The following is a 20618-nucleotide window of genomic DNA, read 5'->3' as shown; positions in this document are numbered from 1 at the left end:
TTCCTATTCGGCAGTCGGTTCAGCACTGGACGCGGACGTCAGCTCGACTGCAACCGAATCAACCTTCTGGAAACCACGTGGCAGCTTGTTACCGCGCCTGCCACGCTCACCGCTGTAGTGTTCAAGGTCTCCGGCCTTCAGCGTCAGGGTCCGTTTTCCAGCGGTCAGCACCAGCTGAGCGCCCGGCGGCAGCACGGCAAGCCCGGCAACAAATTCCTCGCGAGATTTCACCCGCGCCGAAGGCAGAGAAATGATCTTGTTACCCTTGCCCTTGGCCAGTTGTGGCAAATCCTTCAGCGGAAATACCAGCAGACGGCCTTCGTTGGACACCGCCGCCAGGTGGCTACTCTGCGGATAGCGTACCGCCTGCGGCGACATGATGCGTCCGCCATCAGGAATATTCAGCAACGCCTTGCCGTTCTTATTCTTGGCCAGCATATCTTCACCCTTGACCAAGAATCCGTAACCGGCGTCCGAGGCCAGTAGATACAAGCCCTGCTCGTCAGGCATCAGGACGGCGTCAAACCCAGCCCCGGACGGCGGACTGAATCGACCAGTAAGGGGCTCACCCTGGCCCCGCGCAGACGGTAGCGTGTGCGCAGATAGCGAGTAACTCCGGCCCGTACTATCGATAAATACCGCCTGCTGATTGGAGCGGCCGCTGGCCTGTGCCAGGAAGCCGTCCCCGGCCTTGTAACTGAGACCAGTGCCATCGACATCATGGCCCTTGGCGCAGCGGACCCAGCCCTTCTCTGACATCACGACCGTCACCGGCTCGGACGGCACCAGCTCGGTTTCCGACAGCGCGCGCGCCTCTTTGCGCTCTACCAGCGGTGAGCGGCGCTCATCGCCATAGGTTTCAGCATCAGCGGCCAGTTCATCACGCACCAGCGTGCGCAGCTTGTACTCGTCGCCGAGAATGCTCTGCAGCTCATCACGCTCTTCGCGCAGCGCATCCTGCTCGGCGCGAATCTTCATCTCTTCCAGTCGCGCCAACTGACGCAAGCGGGTATCAAGAATGTAGTCAGCCTGCAGCTCGCTGAGGTCGAAACGCGCGATCAATTCGGCCTTGGGGTGCTCTTCGGTACGGATGATGTGGATGACTTCATCCAGATTGAGGAAGGCAACCAGCAAACCGTCCAACAGGTGCAGGCGCGCCAGAACCTTGTCCAGACGGAACTGCAAACGACGACGCACCGTCGCAACCCGGAAGCCCAGCCACTCGCTCAGCATGCCCCACAGGTCCTTCACGGCCGGTTTGCCGTCAGTACCGATGACGTTCATGTTGACCCGATAGCTGTGCTCCAGATCAGTCGTCGCAAACAGATGCTGCATCAGGTCGTCCAAATCGATCCGGTTGGAGCGCGGGACGATGACAATACGGGTCGGGTTTTCGTGATCAGATTCATCACGCAGATCTGCCACCATCGGCAGCTTCTTGTTCTGCATCTGTGCGGCGATCTGTTCCAACACCTTGGCCCCGGACACCTGATGCGGCAGCGCCGTGATTACCACTTCGCCGTCTTCCTTGGTCCAAACCGCACGGCAGCGCACTGAGCCGCGACCGCTGGCGTACATCTTCAGCAGCTCGTGACGCGGCGTGATGATCTCCGCTTCAGTGGGGAAGTCCGGGCCCTGAATGTGCTCCAGAATCTCGTCCAGCCCCGCGCCCGGATCATCCAACAGACGAATGCAGGCGGCTGCCACTTCCTTCAGGTTATGCGGCGGAATATCCGTTGCCATGCCCACGGCAATGCCAGTAGTGCCGTTGAGCAGCAGATTGGGCAGACGTGCCGGCAGCACCATGGGCTCGTCCATCGTGCCGTCAAAGTTGGGCTGCCAGTCGACCGTGCCCTGCCCCAACTCGCTCAGCAGCACCTCGCTGTAGCGCGCCAGACGGGCCTCGGTATAACGCATGGCCGCGAAAGACTTCGGGTCATCCGGCGCCCCCCAGTTGCCCTGACCGTCCACCAGCGGATAACGATAGGAGAACGGTTGTGCCATGAGCACCATGGCTTCGTAGCACGCCGAGTCGCCATGGGGGTGGTACTTACCGAGCACGTCACCGACGGTACGGGCCGACTTTTTGTGCTTGGAACTGGCGGAAAGGCCCAGTTCACTCATTGCATAGACGATACGACGCTGTACCGGTTTGAGGCCATCGCCGATGTGTGGCAACGCCCGATCCATGATGACGTACATGGAATAGTTGAGATAGGCCTCCTCGGTAAAGGACGCCAGCGTTCGCCGCTCGACCCCATCGAGGCTCAGGTCCAGTCCATCACTCATGCTTACTCTCCACTCAGGCGGCTGCGCGCCATGCGCAGCCCGCCGGATAACTCATTGGTACTGTCGCAGCAGCAGATCGCCGCCCTGCGAACGAAAATCCAGTTGTCTGAGGGCGCTCATGCCCAGCAGCACTTCCTCACCCGCCATACCCGGCACAATGCCGGCCTCTACATCGCGCAGCACGATATCGCCAAGCTGCAGCGTCTGCAGACGAGTTGCATAGCCTTCAGCGGTCCCATTGGCGGTATCAACCATGAACTGCCGGCCACGTGACAGCCCCAGTTCATCGGCAAGGCCAGCAGGAACCGCGACAAAGCTAGCCCCGGTATCAACCAACAGCGTGACTGTCTTACTGTTGATCTCTCCACGCAGCAGATAATGCCCCTGCCGGTTGGGTTCCAACCGCACTTCGACCGCACTGCCCAACTGGCTCGATTCAGGGCGCTGGTTAGGATTGCGCTGACGCTCCTCTACCCCACTGAACCAGTATGCGGCCAGCAACAGCCCTGCCACCCAGGCCAGGATCATCATCCCGGTCCCCAACTTGCGTTGTGATGGGGGCAGAGGCTCGTTCACGGCTGATAGCCCTCACGCCAGTCCCCGGGCAAGGCAAAGTGGAACAACCAAGGGCGAAGATCACCATCGGGGCGAGCGCGGTCGTTGTTATCGAGACCAACAACAATCCCGCTCTCGTCAATCAGCAGCGCCTCAGCCAGGCCGTATGGCGCATCCGGGTAGAAATAGGGCTCAACCAGCACACTTTGCGCGAACGACCAGCAGCGCTCACGCTGCCCGGACAGCGGGTTGCGGCGGCAGACCTGATGGGCATTACGCTCCAGCGTCCAAAGCCGACCTTGCCAGTAAACGACATCCGAAAAATCCACCGGCATGACCTCACGATTGAGAATGCCGGGACCAAAGGGTTCCGTCGGCAGGAATCGACGTTCAGCCAACAGCACACAACCAGCGAGAGGGCATTTCCATTCATCACCCTGATGCTGAAGCTTGATCAGCCCACGCGCCTGACGCTCAGCGGCGAGCCAGAGCGTTCCGGCCTCTGCGTCAATCGCAATGCCTTCGGCCAGCGCATTGATCTGCTGCCACAAGCCACGCGCTTCACCTTCGGTGTAAAGCGCCGGGTCCAGATTCAGCCACTTACCCGCCACAGGCGCATCAGACGGCGGCGGCAAACGCAGCACGCCCAGCTGACTCTCACTGACCAGATAGCGATTGCCCTGCCCGTCGCACGCCAGTCCTTCGAAGTCCAGCGCCGGCCCACTCAAGCCACGTAACCAGGCGCCAGCCAGCAACTGCACCGGCAACATCGAGGGCGTCTCTGTCGGCAGCACAAAAGACTCAACCTCTGCCGTATAGGCCTCCTCCGTGCGCTGCAGGACGAACAAGCTGGCATCTTCACGGTCAGACACCGCGAGCAGACGCCCGTCACAGCGCTGCAAGGCGGAAAGATTGCCCCGCGGCATACCATCCAGCGGCAAGGCAGACTCGAGCTGCAGCTCAGGGGCTCGCTCGAATGCCGATACGGTGCCGCTCAAAACCATCAGGAATGCGCCCAGCAGGCGCAGACGGGTGCCACTCATCAAAGCAGCACCTCGGCCAGATTGCCTTTACTCTCAAGCCAGACCTTGCGGTCAGAGGAGCGCTTCTTGGCCAGCAGCATGTCCATCAGCTGCTCAGTGTCCTGCGTCTCATCAACGGTCAACTGCACCAGTCGACGGGTTTCCGGTGCCATGGTCGTTTCGCGCAGCTGCAGCGGATTCATCTCGCCCAGCCCCTTGAAACGCGTCACCTGAATCTTGCCGCGCTTACCCTCGGCCTCGATGCGATCAAGGATGCCCTGCTTCTCGGCATCATCCAGCGCGTAATAAACGTCTTTACCGATATCAATCCGATACAGCGGCGGCATCGCCACGAACACATGACCCGCCTCCACCAACGGGCGGAAATGGCGCACGAAGAGCGCGCAAAGCAGCGTGGCGATGTGCAGGCCATCCGAATCCGCATCAGCCAGAATGCAAATCTTGCCGTAGCGCAGCTGTTCCAGGCTGGCCGCTCCGGGGTCTACGCCGATGGCGACAGCGATGTCGTGCACTTCTTGTGAGCCCAGCACCTCGCTGGACTCAACTTCCCACGTGTTCAGAATCTTGCCGCGCAGCGGCATGATCGCCTGAAACTCTTTGTCACGCGCCTGCTTGGCACTGCCACCGGCCGAGTCACCCTCAACCAGAAACAGCTCTGAACGCTTGCTGTCCTGGCCGACACAGTCAGCCAGTTTCCCCGGCAGCGCCGGGCCCTGCGTAATGCGCTTACGCTCAATCTTCTTGCCCGCCTTCAAACGACGACCCGCATGGCTGATGGCCATTTCGGCAATCAGTTGGCCGATGTCCGCGTGCTGGTTCAACCACAGACTGAAGGCATCCTTGACAACGCCGGACACAAACGCGGCGGATTCCCGAGACGACAGCCGCTCCTTGGTCTGGCCGGAGAACTGCGCCTCGGCCATTTTCAGCGACAGCACATAGCTGACGCGTTCCCAGATATCTTCCGGCGCCAGTTTCAGGCCACGCGGCAGCAGGTTGCGGAACTCGCAGAACTCGCGGATGGCCTCCAGCAGGCCGGCGCGCAGGCCGTTAACGTGGGTACCGCCCTGCGCAGTCGGGATCAGGTTAACGTAGCTTTCCTGCACCAATTCGCCGCCTTCGGGCAGCCAGAACACAGCCCAGTCGACCGCCTCCTGCTTGGCCGCGAAGCTGCCTGAGAAGGGTTCTTCCGGCAGTTTTGGCCACTCAGCGCAGGCATCCACAAGGTAATCGCGCAAACCGTCTTCGTAGTACCAGCTGATTTTTTCGCCGGACTGGCGGTCGTCGAAGTCAACCTTGAGTCCCGGACACAGAACAGCCTTGGCCTTGAGCAGGTGCTTGAGGCGGCTGACACTGAATTTGGGAGAGTCGAAGTACTTGGCGTCCGGCCAGAAAATTACCGAGGTACCGGTATTACGCTTGCCAACGGTGCCAATCACCTCCAGTTCGCGTACCTTGTCGCCGTTCTCGAAGGCCATGGCGTACTCCTGGCCATCACGCTTGACCCGCACCTCAACACGCAGCGAGAGTGCGTTCACAACCGAGATACCCACACCGTGCAGACCACCGGAGAACTGGTAGTTTTTGTTCGAGAACTTGCCGCCAGCGTGCAGTCTGGTGAGAATCAGCTCAACACCGGAAACGCCTTCTTCCGGGTGAATATCCACCGGCATACCGCGGCCGTCATCGCTGACCTCCAGAGCGTTGTCCTGATGCAGCACCACACTGATAGTGCGCGCATGCCCGGCGAGCGCTTCGTCAACGCTGTTATCGATGACTTCCTGAGCCAGGTGGTTGGGACGCGCGGTGTCGGTGTACATGCCCGGGCGACGTCGCACCGGGTCCAGGCCGCTGAGTACTTCAAGCGCATCCGCGTTATAGGTCGAATCAGACATGGTGTGAGCAGGTATCCTTCTTGAATTTCTTCAACGCCCACCCGCCTGCCTGACTGACTGACGCCGGCCATCGGAGTGAGCTTGCATGGGGTCACATAGTATCCGGCGGGCTGGCTGCCTGCCACCGTCCGTGCGGCGACAGCTCAATAGCCGACCGCTCCCGGGTTGGGCAGAAACAGCCCATCCGGTAGACGGGACACAGCAGTCTCGATACGACCATCGTCATACAGACGCAGCCAGCGATAGCCTGGCGCCAGCGTATCGGCGGCAAAATCGCTGCTGCCGGCAGCGAACTGCACACAGGTCGACGGCGTAGCCAGCAGCCGCAGATGAGCAAGCTGCTGATCGAAGTGCTGGTGAATATGCCCCCAGAGTACCACCTTCACCTCTGGCCGGTGCTGAATACGACTGAGCAGGTCCTGCGGATTGAGCAAACCGATCGGCTCCATCCAGTCGCTGCCGATACTCACCGGCTGATGGTGCAGGCAAACCATGACATGACGATCGCCGACTGAGCTAAGCGCTTGATCAACGATAGCCAATTGAGAGGGTTCCAGGCGACCAGGAACGGCGCCCAAAATGCTGGTATCGAGCATCACAATGCGCCAGTTTCCGACATCGATCCACTGACGGTTGAGGCCCAGCGGATCACCGATCTCGGTCATCAACTCGGCATCATCGTGGTTACCGGGGATCCAGTAGCACGGCGCAGGTAAGCGCTGGCTGGCAGCGATAAAACGCCGATAGGCCGCTTCACTGGCATCCTGGGTGATATCGCCGGTGGCCAGGACCACATCCATCTCGGGCGTCTGCTCAAGCACCATATCGATGACAGCATCCAGACTGGCCTGTGTATCCAGCCCGAGCAGATCTGCGCCCATCTCGGAAAACAGGTGACTGTCCGTCAACTGAACCACGCAGACGAAATCCGACCCTAACGACATCGTGCCCCCACTCCTCGCTCCCTTGTTCAGGTGTAATCTTGGCTGTTGCCGCTACAGGAATCCAGCGATTCGGTCACAGACCCTGACCTGCAAATGACAACGGCTGCGCGCTTTGTCCATGGCGCTGGCAGTAGCCTAACCACTCCCCGAGGAACTGGTTGAGCTGGAATTTCTCGTCCGGCTGCAGCATCTGCTCGTTCGGGTAGGGATAAACCCCGCGAAACCGCCGACTGTTGTACGCGGCGACCACCTCGGCAAGACCAGCATCATGGTAGAGGCGCACTTCCATGCTGGGCGGTGTCACCCACTCGTGTTGACGTTCATGCGAGAGCTGCAGGGTCGACGTATAAGGGCAGCGCTCCAGCACCCGCATCACCAACGCCTGCACAGTCCCGTCACCGGCGTCGACGATGATCCTTCGGTGGTCTTCCTCGTGCATGGACGGCATCAGCTTGAGCAGCTTCCAATAATTGCTCTCGCACAGCGCCTGCAGACCGATCAGATCAACATGGTAACGGGGTTTGCGCAGGGGCATCATGGCTGTGGCCCCGCTTCGGCTCTCAGCCGATCGGCATGCAGCTGCAGCCATTGCATGGCGATGATGCTGGCAGCATTGTCGATACGACCATCTTCGACAGCTGCGACAGCTTCCGCACGCGGCCAGAGGCTAACGCGAATATCCTCGCCTTCTTCCGCAAGACCGTGAATACCGCCCACGCCGCGGCTGTCGACCAGCGCGCAATAGAGATAAACGCGTTCGTCGCTGCCGCCTGGGGATGGGTAATAACGGGTAATCGGGTGCAAGGACAGCAGGCTCAGCCCTGCCTCCTCCTGTGCTTCGCGATGGGCCACTTCCTCCGGCGCCTCATCGGTGTCAATCAGGCCGGCGACCAGCTCCAGCATCCAGGGGCTATCGCTCTTTTCCAGCGCACCGACCCGCACCTGCTCAATCAAAACCAACTGATCGAGCCAAGGGTCGTAGGGCAGCACGCAGACGGCGTCGTGACGCACAAATAATTCGCGTCGCAACACCGGGCCCCAGCCACCGTCGAATAAACGGTGGCGCAGCTGTAGGACATCCAGACGATAGAAACCCCGAAAGCCGTCTTCACGGCTGATAATTTCCACGTCGGCGCGGGTAAAGGACAAATCAACACCCCCAAAAAAAACGATTTCAGCAGACAGAACCACCCGTAATCGGACAATGCCTGCTGACGAGCGTCTAAGCTCGCATATCTTTTGGGGCGTCGGCAAGGGTCCAGACGTGCCTGAACCCTTACCTACGGCTTTCGCTATACCTTGTGGTAGAGCTGAGAACCAGTGGTGCGAAACTCTGCCGACTTGGCCTTCATGCCTTCTTCAACCGCCAGGTCCACTGCTGCAATACGTTGCTCTGCAGCATATTCCCGCACTTCCTGAGTAATTTTCATCGAGCAGAATTTGGGCCCGCACATCGAACAGAAGTGCGCGACCTTGGCCGACTCCTTGGGCAGCGTCTCGTCGTGGTAGGCACGGGCAGTGTCCGGATCCAGCCCCAGGTTGAACTGGTCTTCCCAGCGGAACTCAAAGCGCGCCTTGCTCAGCGCGTTGTCACGAATCTGTGCACCCGGATGCCCTTTGGCCAGATCGGCAGCGTGGGCTGCGATTTTGTAGGTAATGATGCCGGTCTTGACGTCATCCCGGTTCGGCAGCCCCAGATGCTCCTTGGGCGTCACGTAGCAAAGCATCGCACAGCCAAACCAGCCGATCATCGCCGCACCGATACCGCTGGTGATGTGATCATAGCCAGGGGCGATATCGGTGGTCAGCGGACCAAGGGTGTAGAACGGTGCTTCGTCGCAGCATTCCAGCTGCTTGTCCATGTTCTCTTTAATCAGCTGCATGGGCACGTGACCCGGACCTTCGATCATCACCTGAACATCATGCTTCCAGGCAATCTTGGTCAGCTCGCCGAGGGTTTCCAGCTCGCCAAATTGCGCTTCGTCGTTGGCGTCGGCAATAGAACCGGGGCGCAGGCCGTCACCCAGCGAGAAACTGACGTCGTAGGCCTTCATGATTTCGCAGATTTCCTCAAAGTGGGTATAGAGGAAGTTCTCCTGATGGTGCGCCAGGCACCACTTGGCCATGATCGAGCCACCGCGCGACACGATGCCGGTAACCCTTTTGGCGGTCATTGGCACATAGCGCAGCAACACGCCAGCGTGAATGGTGAAGTAATCCACACCCTGTTCGGCCTGCTCGATCAGGGTGTCACGGAAGATCTCCCAGGTCAGATCCTCGGCCACGCCGCCGACCTTCTCCAGCGCCTGATAGATCGGCACAGTCCCAATCGGCACGGGCGAATTGCGGATGATCCACTCACGGGTTTCGTGGATATTCTTGCCGGTCGACAAGTCCATGACCGTATCAGAGCCCCAGCGAATCCCCCAGGTCATCTTCTCGACCTCCTCCTCAATGGAAGAGCCCAGCGCAGAGTTACCGATGTTGCCGTTGATCTTTACCAGGAAGTTGCGACCGATGATCATCGGCTCCAGTTCGGGATGGTTGATGTTGGCCGGGATAATCGCTCGGCCCCGCGCGATCTCCTCGCGTACAAACTCGGGGGTAATTTCTTTCGGAATACTCGCACCGAAGCTGTGACCGGCATGCTGCTCCTTGAGGAGCCCCGCCTCGCGCGCCTGCTGCAGCTTCATGTTCTCGCGAATCGCCACGTACTCCATCTCGGGCGTGATGATGCCGCGCCGCGCATAGTGCATCTGCGTCACATTGCAACCAGCCTTGGCGCGGCGCGGGGTGCGAACGTGAGCAAAGCGCATATGGTCAAGCGAGGCGTCGGCCAGGCGCGCCGCGCCAAACTCCGAGGTCAGCCCGGGAAGCACTTCGGTATCTGCGCGCTCGTCGATCCAGGCACCACGCACATCTGCCAAACCGGCTCGCAGATCAATACTGACCTCGGGATCGGTGTAGGGGCCTGAGGTGTCATATACCAGCACCGGGGCGTTGGACTCACCGCCGAAGTCGGTTGGCGTGTCGGCCAGGCTGATCTCCCGCATCGGCACACGGATATCCGGACGCGAGCCGGTCAAATAGACCTTGCGGGAATTGGGGAAAGGTTGGGTGGCGGCGCTGTCGGCACCCGAGGTGGCGATGGCGGTATCAGGCAACTTGCTGTTCATTATCATGCTCCACTGCGTTGAGGCGCGCAGGGAACCGAATGACCACGGCAGTGCCCACCCTGACGGGCAGCCACGTGCGGTCTATCTCGATTCCTACGCCGGTACTAACCGGTTCAGGTTCAACGGGTATCATCTCAGCCCCCTGCAAGCAGGCAGCACCCCGTCAAGATGCCCGCACAGTCTAGAGGCATGCCGCTGGCGCCTCAAGCCCAAGACAGCCGCATTCCGACAGCAAGTGCAAAGCGGCAGCCGTCAGCTGACAAAATCCGCGAAAATGTCAGCAAAAGTCGCGACAACAGATTGTTCCCAATTGTGTCCCCCAAAGCCGCTTGACCCCGGCTCCCGACCCTTTTAGCCTTGCCTGACCCCCTCTCATGCGAAGGATCTGTGCATGTTGCGCCCGCTTACCGTTGCACTGCTGCTGGCCGGAGTTTCCGCCCAGGCTGCCGCCAATACCGATCTGATGACCATCTACCAGCAGGCTGTGCTGAACAGCGCCGACCTCGCCGCGGCAGAAGCCGATGCGATGGCCCGCCAGGAAGCCCTGCCTCAGGCTCGCTCCCAGTTGCTGCCCAATATCGGTGTCGCCGCCGGTGCGTCACGTCAAGATCTGGAGATCGACAACGTCGGTGGTGATGAGTATTCCACTCACTACTACCAGGCCAGCCTGACCCAACCACTATTCCGTGCCGACCGCTGGTTCAGCTATCAGGCCGCCAAATCGGTCAGCCAGCAGGCGCAACTGGAGTTCTCCGCCACCCAGCAGAATCTGATCCTTGAAGTTTCCCAGGCCTACTTCGACGTCCTGCGCGCCTCCGACAATCTGGCCACCGCGAAAGCAGAAGAGAAAGCCTTCTCTCGTCAGCTGGAACAGGCACGAGAACGCTTTGACGTCGGCCTGTCGGCTCGCACCGACGTGCTGGAAGCCCAAGCTGGCTACGACAGCGCCCGTGCTGCACGCCTAACAGCGCAAACCAACCTGGATGTGAGCTATCAGGCGCTGACCCGTCTGACCAATCAGGACTACGACAGCCTGGTGGGTATCAGCCACGAGCTGCCGATCCTGCCGCCGACTCCGGCCAGCATGCAGCAGTGGGTTGAAACTGCTGCCGAGCAGAACCTGACCCTGCAGGCGAGCCGCTATGCTATCGACAGCGCTGAAGACAGCCTGCGCAGCAGTAAGGCCGGTTACGCGCCGGTGGTGGATGCATTCGTTCGCTACAGCAACGACAACGGCGGCGCCTCAATCGCGGCAGCAGGCCAGAGCAGCGTTGACAGCGAACTGACCAGCTTTGGAGTTGAGCTCAGCATGCCGCTGTTCACCGGCGGCCTGACCACCTCAAGGGTGCGCGAGTCCACTTACCGCCTGACCCAGGCAGAACAAAGCGGCGAAGCCCAGCGTCGTCGCGTGGTTGAGAGCACTCGTAATCTGTATCGCACCGTCACCTCCAGCGTTGATGAAGTAGCAGCGCGCCGTCAGGCCATCGTTTCCGCCAAGGCGGCGCTCGACGCCACCCAAACCGGTTACGAAGTCGGCACCCGCAACGTGGTCGACGTACTGGAAGCCCAGCGCAACCTGTTCCGCACCGTGCGCGACTACAACACCGTGCGCTACAACTACATCATCAATAACCTGAGCCTCAAGCAGGCGGCAGGCACGCTGAGCCCGCAAGATCTGCAGGACTTGTCCCAGTGGCTGAATCCCAACTACGATCCGGATCGCGACTTCATCCCGGAGGCAACCGAAGAGGAGGCCCGCCAGATGTCGATGGGCCGCCAGCCGCAGCCTCCAGTCGCTCCGACCAGCAGCGACAGCAGCACGTTCTGAACGCGGGACACAGAAACAAAAACAGCGCCCAAGGGCGCTGTTTTTGTTTGTTCTGAGCATTTAGCTCAACAACCGATCGATCCCCGTCAGCAAGCGCTCCAGCGCGCCCTGGTTATCTACCACCACCGACTGACCAGCCTGACCGGCCCGCTGACGAGCCGCATCGTCCTGCAGCCAGTCCTGCACTGCCGCGGCCAGTGCCGCTTCGTCATCTACCACCTGCAACGCGCCCGCCCCCTCCAGCAGCTCACTGATCTCGGTAAAGTTGAAACGGTGGGGCCCGGACAGCACCGGCAGTCCCAGCGCGGCCGGCTCCAGATAGTTATGACCGCCGTTCGGCACCAGTGAGCCACCAACAAACGCCAGATCGGCACAGGCGTAGAGAAACACCAGCTCGCCCATGGTATCGCCAACCAGCACCTGCTGATCAGCAGCCGGCAGCGCTCCGCTGCTGCGCCGCACCATACCGAACCCGCCTTCACTGACCTGACGTGCTACTGAATCAAAGCGCTCAGGGTGTCGCGGCACCAGTATCAGCAACGTATCGGGCACCTGTTCCAACACGCGCCGATGCGCACGCAGCACCTGCTCGTCTTCGCCAGCGTGCGTGCTGGCCGCAATCCAGACCGGGCGGTCGCTACCCCAGCGCGCACGTAAATCCTGCGCTTGCTGGATCTGCTGCGGGTCCGGGCGAAAATCAAATTTGATACTACCGGTCACCTGCATCTGCTCACGACTGACGCCCAGTTCAACAAAACGCAGCGCCTCAGCCTGACTCTGCACCGCCACCCAGTCCAGCGCCGCAAACATCGGCCGCACCAGCGCACCGATGCGCTGATACCCCCGGGCGGAGCGGGCCGACAGTCGGGCATTGGCCAACACCAGCGGCACGCCGGCACGCCGCGCCTCGGCCACCAGATTCGGCCACAGCTCGGTTTCCATGATGATGCCGACCTTCGGCTGCAATCGGCGCAGCAGGCGGCGTTGCAACCACGGCAGATCGTAGGGCAGATAGGCGTGTCCAACCTGCCCCGCAAACAGCTTGCGGATCTGTTCGGATCCGGTAGGCGTCATGCAGGTGATGGTAATCGGCAACTCCGGGTAGCGCTTGAGCAGCTCGCGCACCATCGGCGCTGCAGCAATGCTCTCCCCGACCGACACCGCGTGCACCCAAATACCACCGCTACGCACATCGCCGCCCAAGGCAAAGCGCTCGGCCCAGCGCCGCGCGTAGGCCGGCGCCTTGATCGCGCGGTAGAGCAGACGCAGCAGAATCAGCGGCAGGCAGAGAAAGAAAAACAGGGTATAGAGACGACGGGCCATGAAAGCGTCCTGTATCAGCAAGGCGTCCTGGGAAGTCTGCGCTGGCGCAGCAAGCCACTAGGGTAACAGATGTGACCAGCGGCACCTGCAATGACTATACTAGAGGGCCTTTTTGACCTGAGCAGCGGGAGCACATGAGCACAACCCTGGACACTGATATCTGCATCATTGGCGGCGGCATCGCCGGGCTGTGGCTGAATGCCCGCCTGCGCCAGGCCGGCTATTCCACCTTGCTGATAGAACGGGGCGCCCTCGGCGGCGGCCAGAGTGTCAAATCCCAGGGCATCATCCACGGCGGTATCAAGTACGCGCTGGGCGGCAAACTCAATGCCGCAACCGAGGCCATTGCCGACATGCCCAGCCGCTGGCGCAGCTGCCTGGCCGGTGAGGGCGAACTGGATCTGAGCGGCGTTCATGTACTCTCGCAGCATCACTATCTATGGTCTCCGGGCAGCCTGATCAGCAACCTGGCCGGCTTCTTCGCCAGCAAAGCGCTGCGCGGCAGGGTCGATCAGGTCAAGGGCAAGGCGCTGCCGACCGTATTCAATGACCCGGGATTCAAGGGCAAGGTCTACCAGCTCGGCGAGCTGGTGCTGGACGTACCCGACGTCGTCCGACGGCTGGCTGAACTGGCCGGCGACAGCCTGATCAGCGATAACAACCCGCACATACTGCGTTCCGACAACGGCGATATTGCCGGCGTGCAACTTAGCAATACCCAGATTCGCGCCCACCGCTACGTCTTCACCGCCGGCGAGGGAACCGAAGCCCTGCTGCAGGACTGGGGGATCAACGAACCGGCCATGCAGCGTCGTCCGCTGCAGATGGTGCTGGTCAAGGGTGCCAATCTGCCGCCACTGTACGCACATTGCCTCGGCGCCAGTCCCAAGCCGCGGCTGACGGTCACAACCCACCCTTGCGACGACGGCCAGTGGTGCTGGTATCTGGGCGGCGAGCTGGCCGAGCAGGGCGTCAATCAAACCCCCGACGCACTGATCGAGCAGGCTCGCCGCGAGCTGCGCGAACTACTACCATGGATTGACCTGAGCGAGTGTCAGTGGACCACCCTGCCCGTCAACCGGGCAGAACCAGCCCAAAGTGGCCTGGTGCGCCCGGACAACGCCTACGTCCAGCCGTGCCGCAACGCGCTGATCAGTTGGCCCACCAAGCTTGCGCTGGCGCCCAACCTGAGCGATCTGGTCATCCAGGAACTCGAGCGCCAGCAGATAGCACCCGGTGCCCAGCAACCCTTGCCGGCTGACCTGCCGAGACCACGGGTCGCAGAACCTCTCTGGGACGCGTGTTTTCGATGAGCAGCCTGCAACCCTTCTATCGCACCCTGGGTGACACTGGCCTGCGCCTGTCACCACTCGGGTTGGGTACCGTCAAGATTGGTCGCAACCAGGGGGTGAAGTACCCCAGCGGCTTCGAACTGCCGGACGATGCCGCCGTCCGCAATCTCCTGGCTCAAGCCCACGACCTCGGCATCAACCTGCTGGACACCGCGCCGGCCTACGGCACCAGCGAGGAGCGCCTTGGCCCGCTGCTCAAGGGCCAGCGAGACAACTGGGTGATCTGCAGCAAGGTCGGCGAGGAGTTCGAGAACGGGCAGTCGCACTTTGATTTTTCGACAGCGCACACCCGCCGTTCGGTCGAGCGCTCACTGCAGCGCCTCGGTACCGATCGACTGGAGCTGGTGCTGGTGCACTCCGACGGCAACGATCTCGACGTGCTTGACCAAGAGGTCTACCCGACCCTCGCGCAGCTCAAGCAAGAAGGCCTGATCCTCGCCTACGGTTTCTCCGGCAAGACCGTTGCCGGCGGCCTGCGTGCATTGCAGCAGGGCGACTGCGCCATGGTGACCTACAATCTTCGCGAGCAAGCCGAACGCGACGTGCTCGACTTCGCTCTGCAACACAACAAGGGCATTCTGATCAAAAAGGCGCTGGCCAGCGGTCATCTCTGCCTTGATGGTGAAGACCCGGTGCGCAAGAGCCTGGAACTGGTGCTCGGCCATCCCGGCGTCACCAGCGCGATCATCGGCACCATAACGCCCAGCCACCTTGCGCAGAATGTCAGCGCGGCACTGTCGGTACTGTCCAGCATGGAGTAAGGCATGACTCAGATTGTTGCTCGGAAGAATCCCGTTGCATTCAAGACCCAGGCAATTGCGGTCACCGCGAGCCCGGAGGTCCTGCGCTACGAGCCGATCGGCAGCCCCCTGAGCTTTGCCCAGATGCAGCAACTGCGACAACCTCTGCGACTGGATGACCCGCATCAATTTCAGGCCACGCTGGCCAACCTCGGCGTCTCCGTCGATCTTCATCTGCGCTGGCAGCAGCGCGACTTTCGCTTGCTGGTGCGTCAGGATCGCCAAGACCACGGCGACCAAGTGCTCAAGCTGCTATCCGGCTACGTGCCGTCCCACGAGCTGAGGGTGCCGCTGCTGACAGTCATGACCGAAATAGCCGAAGAGCTGCTGATCGAAGCGAACAGTGGCTGGCTGCAGGGCCGCTATCAGGACACCTGGCTGCCCCAACCCTATGCCGACAGTCTGATCCGCGACGAGGAACGCCATTTTGCGCTGAGCACCCGCGCAGGGGATGCGCGGCCGGTGCTGTGCCGCGAACTGAATCTGCTGGAACGCCCGCACGCCTACGTTCACCTACCCACCAGCTCGCTGCAGCTGGTCTATCAGATGCAACTGAGCTTGCCGGACGATATCGAAAGTCCATCCCTTCTGCATGCAGACGAATTTCTTGATCAGGAGAGTGGCGAACTGGTCGCACGCATGGACCACCAGCGCCCGGAGCTGTTTCTTGCCGAATACCGCAACGATGAGCCAACCGGCGAGCTGTACCATCTGCAACGTGGTGAGCTGATCTCCCAGCCCAGCGCTGACCTGCTGCTCAGCGAAGCCTTTGCCCCGCAAGAAGGATGGCTGATTGCGGCAGGCAACTGTCCGCTGCATCAGGGGCTAGGGCGGCGCTGAGCGCCCCCGCCCCGCTCAACAGCCGGATCAGTCCTCGCCGCGCTCGCGAATTTTTTCGACGATGGCGGTTGTCGAACAGCTCTCAACGAAGTTGAGCACCTTCACCTCGCCGCCATAAGCCTGCACGATGGGTGCGCCAACCACCTGATCAACGCTGTAATCACCGCCCTTGACCAGAACGTCCGGTTTGACCTGCTCCAGCAAGCGCTCCGGCGTGTCCTCGCTGAAACTGATCACCCAGTCGACCGCGCCGAGTCCCGCCAGCACCGTCATTCGCCGGTCAACACTGTTGATCGGCCGACCCGGTCCCTTCAGGCGAGTTACCGAGGCATCATCGTTGATCGCGACGATCAGACGGTCCCCGAGCGAGCGAGCCTCCTCGAGGTAGCCAACATGACCGGCATGGATGATGTCGAAGCAACCATTGGTGAAGACCACCTTCTCACCGTGAGCGCGTGCATCGTCCAGCGCCTGCAACAGTTGCTCAACACCCAGCACACCACGACCGCTGCCCTGTTCCTGCTGCACCGCTCGGCGCAGCTCAGGTGCGCTGATCGCAGCGGTACCCAGCTTGCCAACCACGATGCTGGCCGCCAGATTGGCCAGCGCCACAGCGAGCGGCAGGTCTTCACCGGCGGCCAGCCCGGCGGCCAAGGTGGAAATCACCGTGTCACCCGCACCGGTCACGTCGAACACTTCACGCGCCCGCGCCGGCAAATGCAGCGCACCCTCACCTTTACGCAGCAGCGTCATGCCCTGCTCGCTGCGGGTTACCAGCAGCGCATCTAGCTCCAGCTCGTCGACCAGCGCCAGGCCCTTCTCGACCAGCTCCTGCTCGCTGGCACAATGGCCCACCACCGCTTCAAACTCGGAAAGGTTCGGAGTAATCAGACTGGCACCGCGGTAGATCGAAAAATCACTGCCCTTGGGGTCTGCGAGCACTGGAACGCCGCGCTCACGCGCTGCAGCGATCAGCGCCTGATGATTGACCAGCGCCCCCTTACCGTAATCGGACAGGATCATCACCTTGACCCGATCGAGCAGGCCGCGTACCGAAGCCAGTAAGGCATCGGCATCGGTATCAAAGCGCTCTTCAAAGTCGAGACGAATCAGCTGCTGGTGGCGACTCATGACCCGCAACTTGGTGATGGTCGGCAGCGTCTCGTGCTGCTGGAAGTCGCAATACACGCCCGCGGCGTTCAGCCGCTGCTGCAGACTCTGGGCCGCCTCATCCTTGCCGGTAACACCAACCAGCCAAGCCGGCGCCCCCAGTGCCGCAATATTCAGCGCCACGTTGCCCGCCCCACCGGGGCGGTCCTCAATTTGATCCACCTTGACCACCGGTACCGGGGCTTCCGGAGAAATACGGCTGGTCGGCCCATGCCAGTAGCGATCCAGCATGACGTCCCCCACCACCAGAACCGGCGCAGAATCAAATCGGGGCATGCTCAGTTTCATTATTTCGCCTACCTGTCTCAGCAACGCACGCCATCGCGCACGCAAAAATTAGTGTTGTTCGTCGCTCTCTTCTTCGAACTGCATGCTATGCAGCCGAGCGTAATAGCCGTTTAGCGCCAGCAGCTCGCTATGTGTACCGCGCTCGACGATCTGGCCCTGATCCATCACCATGATCACGTCGGCCTTTTCAATGGTCGAAAGACGGTGGGCAATCACCAGCGTAGTCCGGCCCTCCATCACTCGGTCCAGTGCACCCTGAATATGACGCTCTGATTCGGTATCCAGCGCCGACGTCGCCTCGTCCAAAATCAGCACAGGAGCATCCTTGAGCAGCGCACGGGCAATCGCCAGACGCTGACGCTGACCACCGGACAACAGCACCCCGTTCTCGCCAACCAGCGTATCGAAACCTTCGGGCATGACCTCAATAAACTCTTTGGCATACGCGGCTTCCGCCGCGGCAATCACAGCCTCACGCGGCGCACCCGCCAGATCACCATAGGCAATATTGTTGGCGACGGTATCGTTGAACAGAGTGACATTCTGGCTTACCAGGGCAATCTGACGACGCAAGCTGCGCAGGGTCAGATCCTGAATGGGAGTGCCGTCGAGCAGAATGTCACCTTCCGAGTGGTGATAGAAACGCGGAATCAGATTGGCCAGTGTGGACTTGCCGCTGCCCGAGCGCCCCACCAGCGCCACCATCTGTCCAGGCTCGACCCTGAAGCTGATGTCCTTGAGCACCGTTTTGTCAGTATCCGGATAGCTGAATGAAAGATTGCGCACTTCAATGTGACCCTGCGCGCGTCCAATCTCCCGACTCCCGGTATCGACCTCAGGGTCCTCGTCTAACTGCTCGAACACGCTCTCGGCCGCAGCAATACCCTTCTGAATATTGGCACTGACCTCAGATAGCTGACGAATCGGCTTCGGCAACAGCCCTGCTGCAGTGATATAGGCCACCAGGTCACCCGCAGTTGCATCGCCACGCAGGAACAGTACGAGGAACATTACGACAGCCATGGCGCTATACGTCACCAGCTGCAACGAAGGGGTAAACACCGCACCGGTGCGCACCATCTTCAGCCCGCGCTGACGATTCTCGGTACTGGCCTTGAGGAAGCGGTCGGATTCATAGCGTTCGCCCCCAAAACTGCGCACCACCCGGAAACCGGAAATAGTCTCCGACGTCACATGGGTCACATCCCCCATCGCGGTCTGAATCTTCTTGCTCTGTTTGCGAAACTTCTTGCTCGCGCTAGTGACCATCAGGCCGATGACCGGCAGGATGGCAATCAGCACCAGCGTCAGCATCCAGTTCATCCACAGCAGATAGGCAAACAGAAACACGACCGTCATGCCTTCACGAAATACCACCTTAATCGCGTCGGTGGCTGCACCCGTGACCATGGTGACATTGAAGGTGATACGCGAAACCAGATGCCCTGAGTTGTGCTTGTCGAAATAACGGTTCGGCAAGGTCAGTAGATTGTTGAACAGCGCAGTACGCAGATCGTGCACTACGCCCAGCGACACCTTGGCGATAAAGTAATTACCCAGGTATGAACCCACTCCCTGATAGAACGCCACCGCGACAATAAATGCCGGGAACCCCCAAATCAGCGGAACGCCAAAAAACATGGCGTTCTCCCCGGTTTGCAACCCGTCGACAAAGTACTTCAGCATCCAGGCCATCGCTGGCTGGGCAGAAGCAAAAATCGCAAAGCCGATGATGCTTAGGGCAAAGGCCTTCCAGTAGGGTTTTACGTAGCCTAGCAGGCGCAGATAGATACGAGCGCTTGAACGGGCAAAGCTTTCTTTGGCAGCGTCAGTCATGAGACCTTCATACATGAAACAAGTGCGAAGCAGTCTATCACAAGCATCGAGAAGCAAAGCTCGCAAGACAAAAGTACGATAGACTCTGGCTTTTGCGTTTGGAACGGCATAATGCAGGTACTCAGTGAAGAGCAATTTCATTCGTGGCGCACTGACGCGCGCGTTCTTGAGAAGGACCGCTACGGAGAAAAGGTGCTTTTGCTGAGCGACGGCACAATACTCAAACTGTTTCGTCGAAAAAGCTGGTTCTCCAAAACGCTGATTTTTCCACCGGCAAAACGCTTTGCCGATAACGCAGCAGCGCTACAGAGGCTGCAGATTCCTTGCCCACAGGTGATTGCCACCTACAAACTGTTCAACCCTTACCGTAGCGTTGTGCACTATCACCCTCTGGCCGGTGAGACGCTACGCGGCCTGCTAAAAACAGAGCAATCGTTGGAGCAAATGCAGCTATTCGCTCAACTGGCCGAATTCATAACCAGCCTGCACGACAAGGGCGTCTACTTCCGCTCGCTGCATCTGGGTAATATCGTGCTGACACCTGATGGCCAGCTCGGGCTGATCGACATATCCGACCTGCGCTGCCTGGGCAGACCACTATCGAGAAGTATGAGGGACCGCAACTATCGCCATCTGTTGCGTTACCAGCAGGACTGGTCGCTCGTGAGCGAGCAAGCGCGCGCAATCTTCCCGCTGTTTTCATCAAGAGGTTAACCTGACGATGCTCACCTCCTTTGCCGACCTGAAATCCTTCTGGCATTACGAAATTTTAGGTGAAGACAAAAAGTTCTCTTGGTGGAAACTACGTCGCCGGGTAACACGAAACAACTCCTACAACTGCCTCTTCTGGCTGCGACTGTCACAATATCTACATAGCCATCAGGGCCGCACCACGCTATCCATGGCCAAACGCATCAACAAGGGACTGGCTCGCAAGTACGGCGTGGAAATTATGCTAGGCGCCCAAATAGACAAGGGACTTTGGCTAGGCCACCCAACCTCGATTACCGTCTACTCAGGAGTGCGCATCGGACGCGACTGCAACCTGCGCCAATGCACCACCATCGGCTCGGTAGAAGCCAACAACAAACCGATCGAGCTAGGGGACAACGTTGATATCGGCGCGCACTGCTGCATCATCGGCAGCGGCATTCGCATCGGCAACAACGTGCGCATCGGCGCGATGAGCTTCATCAACAAGGATGTGCCGGATAATGTTACCTACATCACCCGCAAGGACAACCACATCTATCCCAACCGCACCGAACACTAGGGGCTG

17 protein-coding genes and 1 riboswitch are annotated in these 20618 nt (G+C 60.3%); of the genes, 6 read left to right on the top strand and 11 right to left on the bottom strand.

Translation table 11 applies throughout. The features are described 5' to 3' along the window. Positions 1-3: 3 nt before the first annotated feature. The 8 genes from parC to thiC all read right to left on the bottom strand — a co-directional run bounded on the left by parC (position 4) and on the right by thiC (position 9902). On the bottom strand, positions 4-2289 hold the full coding sequence (gene parC, locus AAFM31_RS10420) for a DNA topoisomerase IV subunit A (protein ID WP_341707858.1): 2286 nt from the start codon (positions 2287-2289) through the stop codon (positions 4-6). A 51-nt stretch (positions 2290-2340) separates the two neighbouring features. Further along, positions 2341-2820 carry a TIGR02281 family clan AA aspartic protease gene (locus tag AAFM31_RS10415; RefSeq protein WP_341707857.1) on the bottom strand — a complete coding sequence of 160 codons (480 nt, stop codon included), beginning with the start codon at positions 2818-2820 and terminating at the stop codon, positions 2341-2343. Positions 2821-2861: 41 nt separating this feature from the next. Beyond that, a complete protein-coding gene (locus AAFM31_RS10410; protein ID WP_341707856.1) occupies positions 2862-3887 on the bottom strand; it encodes a DNA topoisomerase IV in 1026 nt (341 codons plus the stop codon). Continuing rightward, positions 3887-5782, bottom strand: a complete 1896-nt coding sequence (parE, locus tag AAFM31_RS10405) for a DNA topoisomerase IV subunit B (RefSeq protein ID WP_341707855.1) — start codon at positions 5780-5782, stop codon at positions 3887-3889. Before parE ends, AAFM31_RS10410 begins: the two co-directional genes overlap by 1 nt. 143 nt (positions 5783-5925) lie before the next feature. Then, entirely contained in the window at positions 5926-6726 is an 801-nt protein-coding gene (gene cpdA, locus AAFM31_RS10400; protein WP_341707854.1) for a 3',5'-cyclic-AMP phosphodiesterase, read from the bottom strand. 73 nt (positions 6727-6799) lie between these two features. Beyond that, positions 6800-7261 (bottom strand): DUF1249 domain-containing protein, encoded by a 462-nt coding sequence (locus AAFM31_RS10395; RefSeq protein ID WP_341707885.1) that lies wholly within the window; start codon positions 7259-7261, stop codon positions 6800-6802. After that, positions 7261-7875 carry an NUDIX domain-containing protein gene (locus AAFM31_RS10390; RefSeq protein WP_341707853.1) on the bottom strand — a complete coding sequence of 205 codons (615 nt, stop codon included), beginning with the start codon at positions 7873-7875 and terminating at the stop codon, positions 7261-7263. Before AAFM31_RS10390 ends, AAFM31_RS10395 begins: the two co-directional genes overlap by 1 nt. 143 nt (positions 7876-8018) lie before the next feature. Next, a complete protein-coding gene (gene thiC / locus AAFM31_RS10385) occupies positions 8019-9902 on the bottom strand; it encodes a phosphomethylpyrimidine synthase ThiC (RefSeq protein ID WP_341707852.1) in 1884 nt (627 codons plus the stop codon). A gap of 73 nt (positions 9903-9975) precedes the next feature. Then, positions 9976-10075, bottom strand: a riboswitch (TPP riboswitch). A gap of 218 nt (positions 10076-10293) precedes the next feature. Here thiC and AAFM31_RS10380 point away from each other — a divergent pair. Continuing rightward, positions 10294-11730: a TolC family outer membrane protein gene (locus AAFM31_RS10380; RefSeq protein WP_341707851.1), complete on the top strand. Its 1437-nt coding sequence runs from the start codon at positions 10294-10296 to the stop codon at positions 11728-11730. A gap of 60 nt (positions 11731-11790) precedes the next feature. Here the strand turns inward: AAFM31_RS10380 and waaA are convergent, their stop codons facing one another. Continuing rightward, the gene (gene waaA / locus AAFM31_RS10375; RefSeq protein ID WP_341707850.1) at positions 11791-13053 is read right to left on the bottom strand and encodes a lipid IV(A) 3-deoxy-D-manno-octulosonic acid transferase; all 1263 of its coding nucleotides are present in this window, start codon (positions 13051-13053) and stop codon (positions 11791-11793) included. Positions 13054-13187: 134 nt separating this feature from the next. Between waaA and AAFM31_RS10370 the strand changes: the two genes are divergently transcribed. Genes AAFM31_RS10370 through AAFM31_RS10360 form a run of 3 tightly spaced genes read left to right on the top strand, consistent with a single transcriptional unit; the run spans position 13188 to position 16045 of the window. Beyond that, positions 13188-14366 (top strand): FAD-dependent oxidoreductase, encoded by a 1179-nt coding sequence (locus tag AAFM31_RS10370; RefSeq protein WP_341707849.1) that lies wholly within the window; start codon positions 13188-13190, stop codon positions 14364-14366. Continuing rightward, positions 14363-15166 (top strand): aldo/keto reductase, encoded by an 804-nt coding sequence (locus AAFM31_RS10365; RefSeq protein WP_341707848.1) that lies wholly within the window; start codon positions 14363-14365, stop codon positions 15164-15166. Before AAFM31_RS10370 ends, AAFM31_RS10365 begins: the two co-directional genes overlap by 4 nt. Positions 15167-15169: 3 nt before the next feature. Then, entirely contained in the window at positions 15170-16045 is an 876-nt protein-coding gene (locus tag AAFM31_RS10360) for a metal ABC transporter ATPase (protein ID WP_341707847.1), read from the top strand. A 27-nt stretch (positions 16046-16072) separates the two neighbouring features. On the opposite strand, the gene hldE is transcribed toward AAFM31_RS10360, so the two are convergent. Continuing rightward, a complete protein-coding gene (gene hldE / locus AAFM31_RS10355) occupies positions 16073-17503 on the bottom strand; it encodes a bifunctional D-glycero-beta-D-manno-heptose-7-phosphate kinase/D-glycero-beta-D-manno-heptose 1-phosphate adenylyltransferase HldE (protein WP_341707846.1) in 1431 nt (476 codons plus the stop codon). A gap of 48 nt (positions 17504-17551) precedes the next feature. Beyond that, positions 17552-19339, bottom strand: a complete 1788-nt coding sequence (gene msbA / locus AAFM31_RS10350) for a lipid A export permease/ATP-binding protein MsbA (RefSeq protein WP_341707845.1) — start codon at positions 19337-19339, stop codon at positions 17552-17554. 111 nt (positions 19340-19450) lie between these two features. Here msbA and AAFM31_RS10345 point away from each other — a divergent pair, with 111 nt between their 5' ends. Then, on the top strand, positions 19451-20053 hold the full coding sequence (locus AAFM31_RS10345) for a lipopolysaccharide kinase InaA family protein (RefSeq protein ID WP_341707844.1): 603 nt from the start codon (positions 19451-19453) through the stop codon (positions 20051-20053). Between the two features lie 7 nt (positions 20054-20060). Next, positions 20061-20612: a serine acetyltransferase gene (locus AAFM31_RS10340; protein ID WP_341707843.1), complete on the top strand. Its 552-nt coding sequence runs from the start codon at positions 20061-20063 to the stop codon at positions 20610-20612. The last annotated feature ends 6 nt before the right edge of the window (positions 20613-20618 follow it).

Source organism: Halopseudomonas sp. (assembly GCF_038130085.1).
Taxonomy (GTDB): Bacteria; Pseudomonadota; Gammaproteobacteria; order Pseudomonadales; family Pseudomonadaceae; genus Halopseudomonas.
Note: the sequence above shows the minus strand (reverse complement) of the source record. Positions and strands in the feature narration are given on the sequence as shown.

Excerpts from the sequence above, each read along its gene's own strand:
- AAFM31_RS10410 (WP_341707856.1), bottom strand. The coding sequence starts at position 3,887 with ATGAGTGGCACCCGTCTGCGCCTGCTGGGCGCATTCCTGATGGTTTTG.
- parC (WP_341707858.1), bottom strand. The coding sequence starts at position 2,289 with ATGAGTGATGGACTGGACCTGAGCCTCGATGGGGTCGAGCGGCGAACG.
- hldE (WP_341707846.1), bottom strand. The coding sequence starts at position 17,503 with ATGAAACTGAGCATGCCCCGATTTGATTCTGCGCCGGTTCTGGTGGTG.
- AAFM31_RS10345 (WP_341707844.1), top strand. The coding sequence starts at position 19,451 with ATGCAGGTACTCAGTGAAGAGCAATTTCATTCGTGGCGCACTGACGCG.
- msbA (WP_341707845.1), bottom strand. The coding sequence starts at position 19,339 with ATGACTGACGCTGCCAAAGAAAGCTTTGCCCGTTCAAGCGCTCGTATC.
- AAFM31_RS10370 (WP_341707849.1), top strand. The coding sequence starts at position 13,188 with ATGAGCACAACCCTGGACACTGATATCTGCATCATTGGCGGCGGCATC.
- AAFM31_RS10340 (WP_341707843.1), top strand. The coding sequence starts at position 20,061 with ATGCTCACCTCCTTTGCCGACCTGAAATCCTTCTGGCATTACGAAATT.
- AAFM31_RS10360 (WP_341707847.1), top strand. The coding sequence starts at position 15,170 with ATGACTCAGATTGTTGCTCGGAAGAATCCCGTTGCATTCAAGACCCAG.
- parE (WP_341707855.1), bottom strand. The coding sequence starts at position 5,782 with ATGTCTGATTCGACCTATAACGCGGATGCGCTTGAAGTACTCAGCGGC.
- AAFM31_RS10415 (WP_341707857.1), bottom strand. The coding sequence starts at position 2,820 with ATGATGATCCTGGCCTGGGTGGCAGGGCTGTTGCTGGCCGCATACTGG.
- waaA (WP_341707850.1), bottom strand. The coding sequence starts at position 13,053 with ATGGCCCGTCGTCTCTATACCCTGTTTTTCTTTCTCTGCCTGCCGCTG.
- thiC (WP_341707852.1), bottom strand. The coding sequence starts at position 9,902 with ATGAACAGCAAGTTGCCTGATACCGCCATCGCCACCTCGGGTGCCGAC.
- AAFM31_RS10365 (WP_341707848.1), top strand. The coding sequence starts at position 14,363 with ATGAGCAGCCTGCAACCCTTCTATCGCACCCTGGGTGACACTGGCCTG.
- AAFM31_RS10380 (WP_341707851.1), top strand. The coding sequence starts at position 10,294 with ATGTTGCGCCCGCTTACCGTTGCACTGCTGCTGGCCGGAGTTTCCGCC.
- cpdA (WP_341707854.1), bottom strand. The coding sequence starts at position 6,726 with ATGTCGTTAGGGTCGGATTTCGTCTGCGTGGTTCAGTTGACGGACAGT.
- AAFM31_RS10395 (WP_341707885.1), bottom strand. The coding sequence starts at position 7,261 with ATGCCCCTGCGCAAACCCCGTTACCATGTTGATCTGATCGGTCTGCAG.